The sequence below is a fragment of the Microlunatus sp. M237 genome, from assembly GCF_056896895.1.
Genome location: NZ_JBXHBL010000001.1, coordinates 333,101 through 346,940 on the forward strand (window position 1 = coordinate 333,101; position 13,840 = coordinate 346,940).

General features: G+C 70.1%; 13 protein-coding genes. All 13 read right to left on the reverse strand.

From position 1 onward, the window contains the following. Positions 1-7: 7 nt before the first annotated feature. The 13 genes from AC1XX3_RS01560 to AC1XX3_RS01620 all read right to left on the reverse strand — a co-directional run bounded on the left by AC1XX3_RS01560 (position 8) and on the right by AC1XX3_RS01620 (position 13,815). Positions 8-1,294, reverse strand: a complete 1,287-nt coding sequence (locus AC1XX3_RS01560) for an MFS transporter (protein WP_483319316.1) — start codon at positions 1,292-1,294, stop codon at positions 8-10. Beyond that, positions 1,291-2,703, reverse strand: a complete 1,413-nt coding sequence (locus AC1XX3_RS01565; protein WP_483319317.1) for an amidase — start codon at positions 2,701-2,703, stop codon at positions 1,291-1,293. Before AC1XX3_RS01565 ends, AC1XX3_RS01560 begins: the two co-directional genes overlap by 4 nt. Then, positions 2,703-2,939 (reverse strand): hypothetical protein, encoded by a 237-nt coding sequence (locus AC1XX3_RS01570; RefSeq protein ID WP_483319318.1) that lies wholly within the window; start codon positions 2,937-2,939, stop codon positions 2,703-2,705. The genes AC1XX3_RS01565 and AC1XX3_RS01570 overlap by 1 nt, the downstream gene beginning before the upstream one ends. Continuing rightward, on the reverse strand, positions 2,939-4,444 hold the full coding sequence (locus AC1XX3_RS01575; RefSeq protein WP_483319319.1) for an amidase: 1,506 nt from the start codon (positions 4,442-4,444) through the stop codon (positions 2,939-2,941). The genes AC1XX3_RS01570 and AC1XX3_RS01575 overlap by 1 nt, the downstream gene beginning before the upstream one ends. A gap of 8 nt (positions 4,445-4,452) precedes the next feature. Further along, complete coding sequence (locus tag AC1XX3_RS01580; protein WP_483319320.1) at positions 4,453-4,635, reverse strand: hypothetical protein; 183 nt, start codon at positions 4,633-4,635, stop codon at positions 4,453-4,455. A 31-nt stretch (positions 4,636-4,666) separates the two neighbouring features. Further along, a complete protein-coding gene (locus tag AC1XX3_RS01585; protein ID WP_483319321.1) occupies positions 4,667-6,085 on the reverse strand; it encodes an amidase in 1,419 nt (472 codons plus the stop codon). A gap of 26 nt (positions 6,086-6,111) precedes the next feature. After that, complete coding sequence (locus AC1XX3_RS01590) at positions 6,112-6,309, reverse strand: hypothetical protein (RefSeq protein WP_483319322.1); 198 nt, start codon at positions 6,307-6,309, stop codon at positions 6,112-6,114. Between the two features lie 80 nt (positions 6,310-6,389). After that, positions 6,390-7,457 (reverse strand): ABC transporter ATP-binding protein, encoded by a 1,068-nt coding sequence (locus AC1XX3_RS01595; protein WP_483319323.1) that lies wholly within the window; start codon positions 7,455-7,457, stop codon positions 6,390-6,392. A 26-nt stretch (positions 7,458-7,483) separates the two neighbouring features. Next, a complete protein-coding gene (locus tag AC1XX3_RS01600; RefSeq protein ID WP_483319324.1) occupies positions 7,484-8,512 on the reverse strand; it encodes an ABC transporter permease in 1,029 nt (342 codons plus the stop codon). Then, positions 8,509-9,453, reverse strand: a complete 945-nt coding sequence (locus tag AC1XX3_RS01605) for an ABC transporter permease (RefSeq protein ID WP_483319325.1) — start codon at positions 9,451-9,453, stop codon at positions 8,509-8,511. Before AC1XX3_RS01605 ends, AC1XX3_RS01600 begins: the two co-directional genes overlap by 4 nt. A gap of 2 nt (positions 9,454-9,455) precedes the next feature. Continuing rightward, positions 9,456-11,099 carry an ABC transporter substrate-binding protein gene (locus AC1XX3_RS01610; RefSeq protein WP_483319326.1) on the reverse strand — a complete coding sequence of 548 codons (1,644 nt, stop codon included), beginning with the start codon at positions 11,097-11,099 and terminating at the stop codon, positions 9,456-9,458. Continuing rightward, on the reverse strand, positions 11,096-12,139 hold the full coding sequence (locus AC1XX3_RS01615; protein ID WP_483319327.1) for an ABC transporter ATP-binding protein: 1,044 nt from the start codon (positions 12,137-12,139) through the stop codon (positions 11,096-11,098). The genes AC1XX3_RS01610 and AC1XX3_RS01615 overlap by 4 nt, the downstream gene beginning before the upstream one ends. 191 nt (positions 12,140-12,330) lie before the next feature. Next, positions 12,331-13,815: an MFS transporter gene (locus AC1XX3_RS01620; protein ID WP_483319328.1), complete on the reverse strand. Its 1,485-nt coding sequence runs from the start codon at positions 13,813-13,815 to the stop codon at positions 12,331-12,333. Positions 13,816-13,840: the final 25 nt, after the last annotated feature.

Below are 13,840 nucleotides of genomic sequence, written 5' to 3' on the forward strand. Positions count from 1 at the left end.
TCTCAGCTCAGCGCGCCGCCGATCGCGTCGGGGGTCCGGCCCCGGGCGGGCAGCGGGTCAGCGTCTGGGTCTCCCCGACGACAGCCGTGGCCAGCGCCACGCAGCCGAACAGGACACCGCAGAGCCACAGGGCCGCGGCAGGTCCGCTCAGCGTCAGCGCCAGACCGGCCAGCACGGTGTAGGCGGTGAAGCCGAGGTCGCGGGAGATGCGGGTGGCCGTGAGTCCCACCTCCGGGCCGCCGGCCAGGTCCACCAGGATGGTCGGCAGCAGGCTCAGCATGCAGCCGCCGGCGACGCCCAGCGGCACCCCGGCTGCGAAGAACAGCGGCACCGAGGCGGTGCTCATGGCGAAGCCGAGCAACCCCACCCCGCCGATGCCGAGCACGGTCCCGAGCATCACGGGTGGCCGCCGTCCGTGTCGGTCCGACACCGACCCGACGACGGCCATCGTGACCACCTCGACCAGATACATCCCGGTCAGGAAGACGCCGATCAGCGCACCGCCGAGGCCGAGCCGCTCCGCCGCCACGATCGGCACCACGGTCAGCGCGATGGCACCCCGGACGCCCTGTCCGGTGGAGCCCATCCCCAACGCCAACAGCGGGCGGGGCCGCATCATCCCGGGCAGCCGCGGCAGGCTGAACCGGGGCCGTACCGCGCTGCGCAGGGTCGGCAGCGTGAGCCATGCACCGGCGGCGCAGACCAGAGCCATCACCCCGCAGACCGCGAAGGCGAGGCGCAGGCCGACGGTCCCGGTGCCCACCGCCGCGACGGCACCTCCGGTCAGCGGAGCCACCGCGGACCCGAGCGTCATCGCGGCCTGGAACCTGCCGATCGCCGTACCGACTCGGCCACGGCCGCCGAGCTTGACGGCGAGCTGGGGTGCCGCGGAGGCGTAGAGCGCCAACCCGAAGCCCTGCACCACCCGCGCGCCGGCCATCACGGCGAAGCTCGGCGCGGCCGCAGAGCCGAACGATCCCAACGACCACAGCACCATCCCGATGGCGATGGCGCGGCGGGGTTCGAGGAACGGCAGCAGCCGGGTGCCCAGCACGTCCAGCACCAGCACCACAGCGGTCAGCGAGGCCACCGACAATCCGGCGGCGAACGGGCTGGCACCGAGCTGGATCGCCAGCACGGCGGTCAACGGGGCGGTAAGCCCGAGCGACAGCCCGGCGCCGATGCTGAGGCTGTAGAACTGGCGCAGCAACCGTGGATCGGCGCCGGGTACGGCGCCCGGTGGGCCGAGAGTCGCGGCGGCCGGGTCGCGCCCCGCCAGCTCGCCCGCCGTCATGGCCTCAGCACGGGCAGTCGGGGCGGCGGGCTCGTTCGTTCGTAGGCGGCGCCGACCCGCAGCACGGTGGTCTCGCCGAACGGCTCACCCAACAGCTGCATGCCGACCGGCAACCCGTCAGGGTCGAGGCCCACCGGGACCGACAGGGCGGGCAGTCCCAGCAGGTTGGCCGGGGCCGAGTAGCGCCCGACGGCCCGACCCAGGTCCTCAACCCGACCACTCGGCCAGGTGTACGGTCCCAGCTCCACCGGTGGGGCGGCGATCGGGGTGGTCGGCGCGGCCAGCACGTCCAGCCCTGCCGCGCGCCACATCGACGCCCACTGCTGCTGCACCAGCGTCCGCGTCCGCAGCGCGTCGATGTAGTCGGTGGCCAGCACCAGCTCACCGGCCTCCAGCGCCGTCCGTACCTGCTCGGTGTAGAGGTCGCCGCGGCTGCGGAGCATGGTGCGGTGGTAGGCCGACGCCTCGGCCTTGACGATCAGCTGGGCGGCGGCACTGATCGACTGCGGCAATGGGATCTCCACCTCCACCAGCTCCGCCCCGAGGTCCGCGAGCACCGCCAGGGCGGCGCGGACCGAGGCCTCCAGCTGGGGGTCGACGTCGTCGAAGTAGAGATTGGTGGGCACCCCGACCCGGACCCCGGCCAGACCGGACGTGGCGGCCTCGTCCACGGCAGCCGTGTAGGACCGGCGGGCCACGTCGATCGAGCCGGGGTCGACCCGCTCATAGCCCGCGATGGCGTCGAGCACCAGCGCCGCGTCGCGCACGGTCCGGGTCAGTGGGCCGACATGGTCGAGCGACCAGGACAGCGACGTCACGCCCCGGCGGGAGACCAGTCCGTACGTCGGCTTGAGCCCGACGGTGCCGCAGAGGGCGGCCGGGATCCGGATCGAGCCACCGGTGTCGCTGCCCAGCCCGACCAGGCACTCCCCCGCCGCGACCGCTGCCCCGGACCCGCCGCTGGACCCGCCCGGGATCCGGCCGGTGTGCCACGGGTTGCGGGTGGTGGGGGTGACGCCGCCGTAGGCGAACTCGTGGGTGTGGGTCTTGCCGACCATGATCATCCCGGCGTCGACGAGCCGGCCGACAACGGCGGAGTCGTGGCTGGGGACGAAGTCGGCCCGTACCTGCGACGACGCCGTCGTGGGCACGCCGGCAGCGTCATAGAGGTCCTTCACCCCGAGCGGGATGCCGTGCAGCGGTCCGCGGTCGATGCCGGCGGCACGTTCGCGCTCCGCCACTCGGGCCGCCGCTCGGGCGTGCTCCGCGGTGACCAGGGCGAAGGCGTTGAGATGCGGCTCCGCCTGTTCGATCCGGGCCAGCACGGACTCGGTCAGCTCCACCGGCGACAGCTCGCCGGCGCTGATCAGCGCCGCCGCTTCGGTGACGCTCAGGCCGTACGCCTCCATCACAGCCACCGCGGGTCGAAGGCCGTGGCCGGCGGCGTCTCACCCAGATCCGTGTCCCGGATCCGGTGCACCACCACCTCCACGTCGCCCAGTGCCTCGGTGACCGCCGTCAGCCGCTGCGGCGACAACGGCAGGTCGGCCACCTCGGCCAGCGCGGCGACGGTCTCCTCGGTGTAGAGCCGTGGCGAGCCGGGCGGCACGACCACCTCGGGAGCGGTCTGATTCTCAGCCGTCATCATGACCCACCCGCCGAATCGGCGGCGCTGTACGAGACGGCGCCGGCCGAGGCGGCCCTGTGCGAGACGGCGCTGTACGAGACGGCGCTGTACGAGACGGCGCCGGCCGCTGCCGTGCCAGGGGGGACACACAGGTGCCAGCCGGTGACCCGCTGGAAGGCGTCACCCACCCGCAGCACGGTCGCCTCGTCGAAGGGCCGGCCGGCCACCTGCAGGCCCAGCGGCAGCCCGGTGTCGGTGAAGCCCATCGGCACCGACAGCGCCGGGTTCCCGACCGCGTTCCAATAGCCGGTGTGCATGGCGCCGAACCGGTCAGGCAGCTGGTCGAGTCCTGCGATCGGGAAGGCGCCGACACTGCTGGTCGGGGTCAACACCACGTCATAGTCAGCGAACAGCGCCGCCACTGCCTTCTGCCCGACCCGACGGACCCGTTGCGCCTGGACGTAGTCGGCGCCGCTGTAGACCGGAGCCGAGCCGACGCCCTGGCGAGTCGCGGCGAAGTAGTCGCCCCATCGGGACCGGAGGTCGGGTGCGTGGTAGGCGAACGCCTCCGACCGGGACGTGACCCGGGTAGCTGCACTCAGCTCGGAGTAGTACGGCAGCGTGACATCCTCCACCACCGCACCCAGCTCGGTCAGCACCGCGACCGCCGCCTCGAGAGCCGCGTCCACGGCCGGATCCCGCTCCTGGGCGTACACCGAGCCCAACCTGTCGATCCCGATCCGCAGGCCCGCGACGTCTCCGGTCAGGGCGGCGGTGTAGTCGGCCACCGGCTCGTCGACGGCGCAGGCGTCACTGGGGTCGTAGCCGGCCAGGACCGCGAGCAGGATGGCGCAGTCGCGCGCCGAGCGGGCCATCGGGCCGATGTTGTCGAGGCTGTAGCCGAGCGGCACACAGCCCGACTTCGGCACCCGGCCGAAGGTCGCCTTGAGCCCGGAGATGCCGCAGAACGCGGCCGGGATCCGGATGCTGCCGCCCGTGTCGGTGCCCAGACCCCCCAGAAAGGCGCCGACCGCCACCCCGTTGCCGGTGCCCGAGCTCGAGCCGCCGGTCCAGCGATTGGGGTCCCACGGGTTCCGGGGCATCGGGAACGGCTTGGTCTCGTCGGGCACGCCGGTGGCGAACTCCATCGTGGTGGTCTTGCCGGTGATGATGCCACCGGCCGCTCGGAGCCGGGTGATCACCGGCGCATCCCCCTGCCCCTCACCCCAGGCCGGGTCGAGGACCAGGCTCTGCGCGGTGGTCGGGCCCTCGGTGGTGGCGATGATGTCCTTGATCCCGAGTGGGATGCCCAGCAGTGGCCCGGCGGGGTCGCCGGCGCGGAACACCTCGTCCGCCTCGGCCGCCGCCGCCAGCGCCTGCTGGTCGAACCGGGTGAGATAGATCCCGAGCGACTCGTCGGCTGCGTCTGCCGCCGCGATGGCCTGCTGCAGCAGCTCGGTGGCGCTGATGGTCGTCTCGCGCAGCGCGGTCGCGGCGTCGAAGATGGTGAGCGGGTTCGTCATCGCGGGCCTCATCCCCGAGCCGCGAAGATGAGGGCCGGCTCCTCGTAGCGCGCCTCAGCCACGGCGTAGAGCTGCTCGACCTGGTCGTGGGCGGTGCGGTAGGCCTTGAGCATGGCGGCCTGGTCGTCGGCCAGCGGCGTGATCAGCGCGCGGTCCAGGATCAGCGCGAGTGCTTCCTCGTCGGTGTACATCGGGTTCCTCTCTGAGATGGGCAGGGTGGGCTCAGGCGGCGGTGGCGTAGAGCGCCTCGACCGGTGGCGCCTGCAGGTGCCAGTCGGTGATCCGCTGCAGAGCATCGGCCACCTTCAGCACGGTGGCCTCGGCGAACGGCTTGCCGATCACCTGCATGGACAGCGGCAGGCCGGTGGAGCTGAAGCCGGTGGGGATGGCCACCGCGGGCAGCCCGGTCAGGTTCCAGTGGCCGGTGTAGCTCGGCACGCTCAGCCGCTTGCTCGGGGTGAGCTCCGCCGCGACCTCGGCCGGCGTCGGCGACGAGGGCGTGATGAGTACGTCGTAGGTCTCGAAGGCCTTGGCCACCGCCTGGGAGAACATGGTGCGGAACCGACTCGCCTGGGCGTAGTCCGCGGCGGAGTAGAACGCCCCGCGGGCCAGTGCGGGGCGGGTGAACTCGCCGTAGTCGCTCCACCGGTTCACCAGGTTGTTGCGGTGGTAGGCATAGGCCTCCGCCACCAGGATCAGCATGTTGGCGTCCTTGGCCAGCTCCGGGTACGGCAGCGACATCTCCTCCGAGACGGCACCCAGCCCGGTCAGCTGCTTCACCGCGGTCAGCACCGAGTCCCGCTGCTCGGGGTGCAGCTGGTCATGGTCGAAGAAGTACGGCACCGGCAGGCCGATCTTCAGCCCGGAGATGTCCCCGTCCAGGAACGTCGAATACGCCGGCACCTCGACCTGCGCCGCGTTGGGATCGGAGGCGTCATAGCCCGCCATCACCTCCAGCAGCAGGGCGCAGTCGTACGCACTCCGCGCCATCGGCCCGATGCTGTCGAGGCTGAACCCGAGCGGGACCACCCCACTCTTGGGCACCCGTCCGAAGGTGACCTTCAGACCTGTGTGGCCGTTCATGCAGGCCGGTCCGCGGACCGAACCGCCGGTGTCGGTGCCGAGGCCGCCGAGGGCCAGTCCGGCCGCCACGGCGATGCCGGTGCCCGAGCTGGACCCGGCGGGACTGTGGTCGACGTTCCAGGGGTTGCGCGGCACCGGGAACCCTTTGCTGGCGTCGGGCAGTCCGAGGGCGAACTCGCTGGTGGTCGACTTGCCGACGAAGACCGAGCCGGCGGCGCGCAGCCGAGCCACCACAGGTGCGTCGGTGTCCTTGCCCCAGTCGGGGTCGAGCACCCGGCTGTTGGCTGTCGTCGGGGCGCCCTTCATGGCGATGATGTCCTTGATCGCCAGCGGGATGCCTTGCAGCGGCGAGGTGTCGCGACCGGCAGCGAACGCCGCATCAGCCTCGGCGGCCTGCTCCAGCGCAGCCTCGGCGGTGATCACCACGTAGGCGCCCAGCGCCGGGTTGAGCGCCACCGCGCGCTCCAGGATCTCGGTGGTGAGCGCCACCGACGTGGTGGTCTGGTCGCGCAGCGCTGCAGCGGCGTCGCGGATGGTGAGGATCTCAGGGGTGGTCATAGCGGGATTCCTTCCGGGTGGTGGGCTCAGGAGCCGTAGTAGACGGTGGGGTCGTAGCGGACGGCCGGCTCGAAGGCCTCCAGGTCGGGCAGATACAAGGCGTCCGCCGCACCCCGGATGAGCGGGTAGTCGCGGACGAAGGTGGCCTGTTCGGCCTCGGAGACGGTGAGGTCGGCGGCGGCCAGCAGACTGGCGACGATCGCCTCGGAGTCGAGGGTGGACATGGATCCTCCTGGGTGGGACGTGCTGGTCGGGATGGGGTGGTCGCGATGGGGTGGTCGGGACGGGGTGGTCGGGACGGGGTTCAGGCCGGCGCAGGAAGCTGCGCCAGCGCCGACTTCGGCTGGGGATAGAGGTGGCAGGCCACCAAATGGTCCTTCTCGGCTTCGACCGGGACGGGCGCCACCGCAGCGCAGACGTCCATCGCGAACGGACATCGGGTGCGGAACCGGCAGCCGCTCGGTGGGTCGATCGGACTGGGGATGTCGCCGTCGCCGTTGTCCAGCGGGGTGTCCCGGGTGCTGTCGGCGGGGTCGAGGGATGGAATGGACGACAGCAGCAGCTGGGTGTACGGATGCAGCGGCTTGTCATACAGCGCCGACGCGCTGCTGGTCTCCACCACCTGGCCGAGATACATCACCGCCACGTCGTCGCTGATGTACTCGACGACGTTGAGGTCGTGGCTGATGAAGACGTACGTCAGCTGGTAGTCACGTTGCAGGTCGGTCAGCAGGTTGAGCACCTGGGCCTGGATCGATTTGTCCAAAGCCGATACCGCCTCGTCGAGCACCACCAGCCGTGGCTGCAGCGCCAGGGCGCGGGCGATGTTCACCCGTTGCCGCTGCCCGCCGCTGAGCTGGTGCGGATAGCTGCCGGCATAGCTGGCGGGCAACCCGACGTCGGCGATCACCTGCCGCACCCGAGCCTCGATGGTCTCCTTCGGCTGACCCTGCACCTGCAACGGGAAGGCGATCGACTCGGCCACACTCGCCCGCGGGTTCAAGGCCGACGAGGGGTCCTGGAAGACCATCTGCATCTGCTCGACGACCTCGTGCGGCCGCTTGCCCCGGGTACGGATCTGCTGGCCGCCGAAGATCATCTCCCCCCGGGTCGCCGGGTGCAGCCCGACGATCACCCGGGCCAGGGTGGACTTGCCGCAGCCGGACTCCCCCACGATGCCCAGCGTTCGGCCTTCGCGGACCTGGAGCGAGACCCGGTCGACGGCCGACAGCTTGGCGCGTCGTCCGCCACTCTTGACGTTGAACTCCTTCGAGATGTCGATCAGCTCCAGCAGTGGGCGTTCCGGCAGCGTCACCCCGCGGGTTGCGGTGTCTGTGGCGCTGGCTGCGTCGGGCACTGGCTGCTCGGTCATGCTGCGATCTCCTGGTGTGGTCGTGGTCATAGCCGGCTGTCCATCGCCTCGCGCAGGGCATCGCTGGCCAGGTTGAAGGCCACCGATGTCAAGAAGATGAAGAAGCCCGGCACCATGGTCACCAGCGGGGTCGCGGTGAGGGCACCCCGCAGGCTGTTGAGCATGTAGCCCCACTCCGGTGCCGGCGGCGGCGAGCCGAGGCCGAGGAAGCTGAGGCTGGCCGCGATGATCATCGCCACCCCGACCAGGCCGGACGCGTAGACGATGATGTCGTTGAGTACGTTCGGCAGCACCTGGGTTCGGGCGATCCGTAGCCGGCTGGCGCCGCTGAGCTTCGCCGCCTCGACGAACTCCTGGACCACCACCCGGCGGGTGGCGGATTCGGCCACCCGAGCCACCGGGGGGATGAACACGATGGTGACGGCGATGATCGTGTTCGTCAGCCCCGGTCCCAGTGACGCACCGACGGCGATGGCCAACAAGATGGCCGGGAAGGCGTAGAGCATATCCATCGTCCGCATCAGGACCGTGCCGACGACGCCACGCACCATCCCCGACGTCACGCCGATCACCGTCCCGATCAGCGCCGCTCCCAGCGTCGGCACGAACCCGGCCAGCAACGACAGCCGGCCGCCATAGAGGACCCGGGCGAGCATGTCGCGACCCTGTTCGTCGGTGCCCAGTGGATGACCCGGCGACCCGAGGTTGCGCAGTCGCTCCCGGGGCGAGCCGATGATCGGGTCGGCCAGCGGCAGCAGCGGAGCGAGCACCGCGGCCAGCACCAGCAGAGCCACGATCCCGGCCGCCACCATGCCCGACCGGTTGCGGACGAACCGCCGGCCGGTCTCTCGCCAGAAGGACTGCGGCGTCAGCGTCTGCTCGGCGGCGTTCCACGCATCCCGTAGCGCGTCGGCTTCACCGCGCTGCTGCAATGTGGTCAGCGCGCCGAAACCCGGCGGCAGCAGGGTGGGCACCCTGGACAGCTCGGTCGCTGCACCGGTCGGGGCTGCGCTCGGGGATCCCCCGGCCAGCCGGGGCGTGATCACCTCGGTCATGACATGGCTCCTCTCACGCGCGGGTCCAGGGCCGCTTGGACCAGGTCCACGATCAGGTTGACGATGACGAACGTGATGGCGATGACCAGCGTGGCTCCCTGCACCACGAGCAGGTCCCGCGCCGAGATGGCGTTGAAGACCAGCAGCCCCATCCCTGGCCAGCGGAAGATCGTCTCGACCAGCACCGAGCCGCCGAGCAGCGCACCGATCTGCACCCCCGAGGTGGTGAGCACCGGCGCGATGGCGTTGCGGAGCACGTGCCTGCGGACCTCGAACTCGGTCAGTCCCTTGGCCCGTAGCGTCTCGACGAAGTCGGCACCGAAAACGTCGACGATGCCGGCCCGGGTGACCCGCGCGGTGATCGCCATGGTGATCAGCGAGCCGGACAGGACCGGAAGCACCAGGCTTCGCAGTGCGGTGAGCAGTCCCTCATCGAAGGTGGCACCACCAGAGGGCAGCAGCTTCAGACCGCCGGCGAAGATCCCGAGCAGCACGATGGCCAAGAAGAACGACGGGATGCTGAGCCCGGAGAGGCTGAGCACCGAGACGAACCGGTCGACCGGCTTGCCGCGCCGGGTGCCCGCCACATAGCCGAGCCACAGCCCGAGCGCGATGCCGAAGACCGCCGAGACGATCGCCAGGATGGCGGTGTTGCCCCAGGCCTGGGTCAGCAGGTCGGCGACGTCGCGTCGACGCTGGGCGGAATAGCCCAGGTCTCCCTGGAGGGCCGAGCCGAGCCACTCGACGTAGCGCACCGGCAGCGGGTCGTTGAGGCCCAGCCGGTCGCGGATGGCTTCGCGCTCGGCCGGCGTCGCGTCCTCCGACACCAGACCGGCCTCGGGCGACCCGGGCAGGACGGTCATCAGCAGGAAGACGATCACGGAGACACCGAACAGGATCGGGATGGCCAGGCCGATCCGGCGGATGGCGATACGCAGCATGACTACTCCTCCTCCACCGTGATGTTGGTGAAGTCGACCCACCAGGACTGCGGATGGACGTAGCCCTTCACCGACTCCGACATCACCCGGAGGTTCAGGTCGTGCATCCAGAACAGGAAGTACGCCTGGCTGACCGCCTGGTCCATCATCTGCTGCAGCTGAGCGTTCTGGTCCGCCACGTCGGCCTGCTTGCTCGCGGCCAGCAGGGCCTTGTCGATCACCGGGTCGCACAAACCGGCGGCGTTGGAGGCGTTGCCGGCCCGCTTGCAGAAGAAGGTCGTGTTGTAGCCGGTGGGCAGCATCCCGGCGGCCGGCGAGGCCCACAGGATGTCGATGTCCTTCCACTTGTCGGAGTTGAGCCCGTCGAGGCCGATGGCGATCAGCGTGTTCCACTCCATCGGCTGCAACGTGACCTTGACCCCGATGGCGGCGAAGTCAGCCTGCAGCTTCTGCATCATGACGTCGGGATACATGTTCCCGGAGCCCCCGGTGGTGTAGCCGATCTTGACCGTCAGCTCCCCCGGTGAGTAGCCGGCCTCGGCGAGCAGACTCTTCGCCTTGTCGACGTCGTAGGAGTAGCCGGGGTTGTCGGCCGCGTACGCCGGGTGCCCCTCGTAGACCCACTGCTTGGCCGGGTAGCCGACGTCGTTGATCAAGGCGGCGGTGCCCTCGCGGTCCAACGCGTAGTTGAGCGCCTGCCGCAGCAACAGGTTGTCCTTGAAGGGCTCACGGAACATGTTGAACCGCGGCATGATCCCGTGCGGATACTTGCCCAGGAAGATCTGATAGCCGTCCGCCTCGATCTGGTCCAGGGCATCAGGTGACGGCACCTCGGCCCAGTTGACCTCCCCGGACTGCAGCATCGACAACCGCGACGCGGCCTCCGGCTGCGGGTAGAGCACGATCTTCTCCAGCTTCGCCGGCCCGCGCCAGTAGCTCTCGTTGCGGGTCAGCTCCATCACCTCGCCGTCGACGTACTTGGTCATCTCGAACGGTCCGGTGCCGGTGGCGTGGGCGTTGTAGTCGGCGTTGCCGAACTCCTTCACCACCGCCGGGCTGGGGAAGTAGACGCCGAGCAGATCCCAGTGCAACCAGGCGTACGGCTGCACGGTGGTGATCTGCACGGTGGCGTCGTCGACCTTCTTCCAGCTCTTGACGAACCGCAGCGCGGCGGCGGACGTCGCAGCCGAGGTGGAGTCGTAGTAGGTCGAGTCGGGGTTGCGCAGCCGCTCCAGCTGGAAGACGACCGCATCGGCGTTGAAGTCGGTGCCGTCGTGGAACTTCACTCCCGGGTGCAGCGCGAAGGTCCAGGTGGTGAGGTCGGCGGAGATCTTCCACGAGTCGGCCAGCGCCGGCTGTGGGGTGGGCAGGGCGTCACCCTGGTCGAGGTTGAGTCGGGTCAACCCGTCGTAGATGTTGTTGCCGACGAACCGGTAGCCCTCATAGCCCTCGCTGGGTGGCGTCGAGGGGAACGGGATGTTGCCCGCCGACATGGCGATCCGGAGCTCACCCCCGGACGACGGCTGTTCGGCGGCCGTGCTGCCGCCACCGCAGGCGGACAGCAGCAGAGCCAGGGCGAGCGCCAGGGCGGTGATGAGGGTCGGGAGGTGGGCCCGACGGCGCCGGGAGAGCAACGACGTGTTCATGCGGGGATTCCTTCGAGAGTCGGGTGCAGCCCACCCGGAGCCAGGACGCACCGGCTCCAGTGCTGCTCGATGGTGTGGATCGGCGGCGGTGCGGTCCAGCAGGCACCGACCGCGTAGCCGCACCGGGGCGCGAACGCGCAGCCCGGTGGCAGTCGGTTCAGGGCGGGCGGTGCACCGGGGATGGCGCGTGGCCGTCGACTTTGACCGGCCCTAACGTTGGCCTCGATCAGCCCTTCGGTGTAGGGATGGGTGGGACGGGTGAGGACCTGGGCCGCGGTCCCGTACTCGACGAACCGGCCGGCGTACATCACCGCGATGTCGTCGGCGAGCTCGGCGGCGACCCCAAGGTCATGGGTGACCACCACCATGCCCATGTTGATCTCCGCCTGGATCTGACGGAACAGCCGCATCATCCGGGCCTGCACCGTCACATCCAGGGCGGTGGTGGGTTCGTCGGCCAGCAGCACCTGCGGAGTGCCGGCGATGGCCATCGCGATCACCACGCGTTGCCGCATGCCACCGCTGAGCTCGGACGGGTACGCCCGAAGCCGCGCCTGCGGCGACGGGATCTGGACCAGCTCGAGCAGGTGCAGCGCCCGGGCCCGCGCTTCGCCCCGGCTGAGACCGCTGTGGTGCTTGCGAATGGTCTCGGTCAGCTGCTTCTCCACGGTGTAGACGGGGTCGAGCGCCGTGAGTGGGTCCTGGAACACCATCGACACGTCGCGACCGCGCGTCTTCCGACGCTCACGGGGCGGCATGGTCAGCAGGTCGCGGCCCTGCAGCAGGATCCGGCCCTCGATCCGGGTCGTCGGCGGATTGATGCCGATCAGCGAACGGAGCATGGCACTCTTGCCGCTTCCCGACTCACCGATCACCGCCAGTACCGAACCCGGCGCGACGGTGAACGAGACCTTGTCGACGGCGGTCACATTGCCGCGTCGGCTCCGGAACTCGGTCACCAGGTCGGTCACCTCGAGGGCCGGCGTCGTCGCCTGGCCTGAAGGAGTCTCGGCTCGCTTCGGATCAGTGGTGAGGGTCATGGACGATTCCCTTCGGTGGCGCCCGCCGCGGCGGGGATGAGGGCGACCGCCGCGGTGCGGTCAGAAGGTGAGGATCAGCGAAGAGCTGCGGTTGCCTCCCGCTCGCACGAGCGGGGCGAGGCGGCGGCCCGGAGCCGGTCCACCGATCGAGGAACCGCCGATGTACGGCGGGCTCGAGGCGGAAGCCGTGGTCAGCCGGCACCGCTGCCTGAGCTGCGAGCGGCGTGGGGTGGGCGGCGGGGAATGATCTCTTGTACGGCGTGGCCCGTATCCAGATCGTGCTCGAACGCTATCAGTGGATCCACCGCCGCAGGTCTCCAACGGGTTGCCGTGGCGTTAGCGTCCTGTTTCGTCGCGTTACGGACGGATTGCTGTGAGGACAGCGATGTAGCGCGAGTTTGAAGATCATCACTGACTACGTTGCGGACCGTGGCCGGCGAGGTCAGCGGTGCGGGCTGAAGCGCGGCCCGGCGGGAGGCGAGTCGCCCGCTGACCACCGCCGCGAGGCCGCACAGCAGGCCGGCGGTGAAGCTGAACACGCCCGCCACGGTGACCGAGCGCATCGGCCCGATCTGGTCAGACAGCGCCCCCAGTGCCGGGGAGCCCAGGGCACCGCCGCCCATGAAGAACATCATGTAGACCGCGATCACCCGGCTGCGCAGCTCGGGTCGGGCACCGAGCTGCACACTCGTGTTGATCATCACGACGGCGCTCATGAAGAACGCACCGCAGACCACCAAAGCGGCGGCGAAGGTGGCCAACGTCGGCATCAGCGACGCACCGACCTGGGCCAGGCCGAGACCGGTCACCGACAGAAACACCCACCGTCGGCGAGGGAGTCCAGAGGTGCTGCTGGCGGCGAGGGCACCGACCAGCCCGCCCACCGCCAGCGCGGAGGTCAGCAGCCCGAAGCCGACGGCGTGCGCGCCGAACGTCTGGGTGGCCACCAGGGGGATGACCACCTGGAGACTGTTGGCGCCGACGGCGCTGGTCAGGCTGGCCACCACGATCAAGATCACCAGCTGCGGCGACGCCGCCACGTGCCGGAACCCGCCGAGCACCTGACCGCGCTGGGGTGGCAGCATCGGCGGGCGGTGCAGGGCCGATTCGTCGATCCGCAGCAGCGACACCACGATGGCGACGGCGGTGACGACGTGAATGGCGAAGACGAGCCAGGTCGCATAGCCGGAGATGAGCAGTCCCGCCGCCACCGGACCGAGCAGCCGAGCCACGTTGAACGACGCCGTGTTGAGCCCGATGGCGTTGACCACGTGGGCCGATCCCACCAGCTCCGAAGCGAAGGCTTGGCGCGCCGGTACGTCGAACGCTGTGATCATCCCGATCACGGCGGCCACCACGTACACCATCGACAAGGACAAGAAGCCGAGCCCATCGGCCAGCGCGAGGAAGAGGCTGGCCAGACCGATGGCCGACTGCGTCACCACCATGAACCGGTGCTTGGCGAACCGGTCGGCCAGCGCCCCGGCGTAGACGCTGAGCAGCAACGTCGGCACGAACTGCAAGAAGGTCACCAGACCGACGGCGAACCCGTTCGCGCCGCTCAGCTCCACCACGACCCAGGTCTGTGCGGTCCGCTGCATCCAGACGCCGGTGTTGCTGATCAGCCCGCCCCAGAAGTACGTCCGGTAGTTGGGGACCCCCAGCGAGCGGAACATCGCGGACCACCTCCCGCCCGGCTGG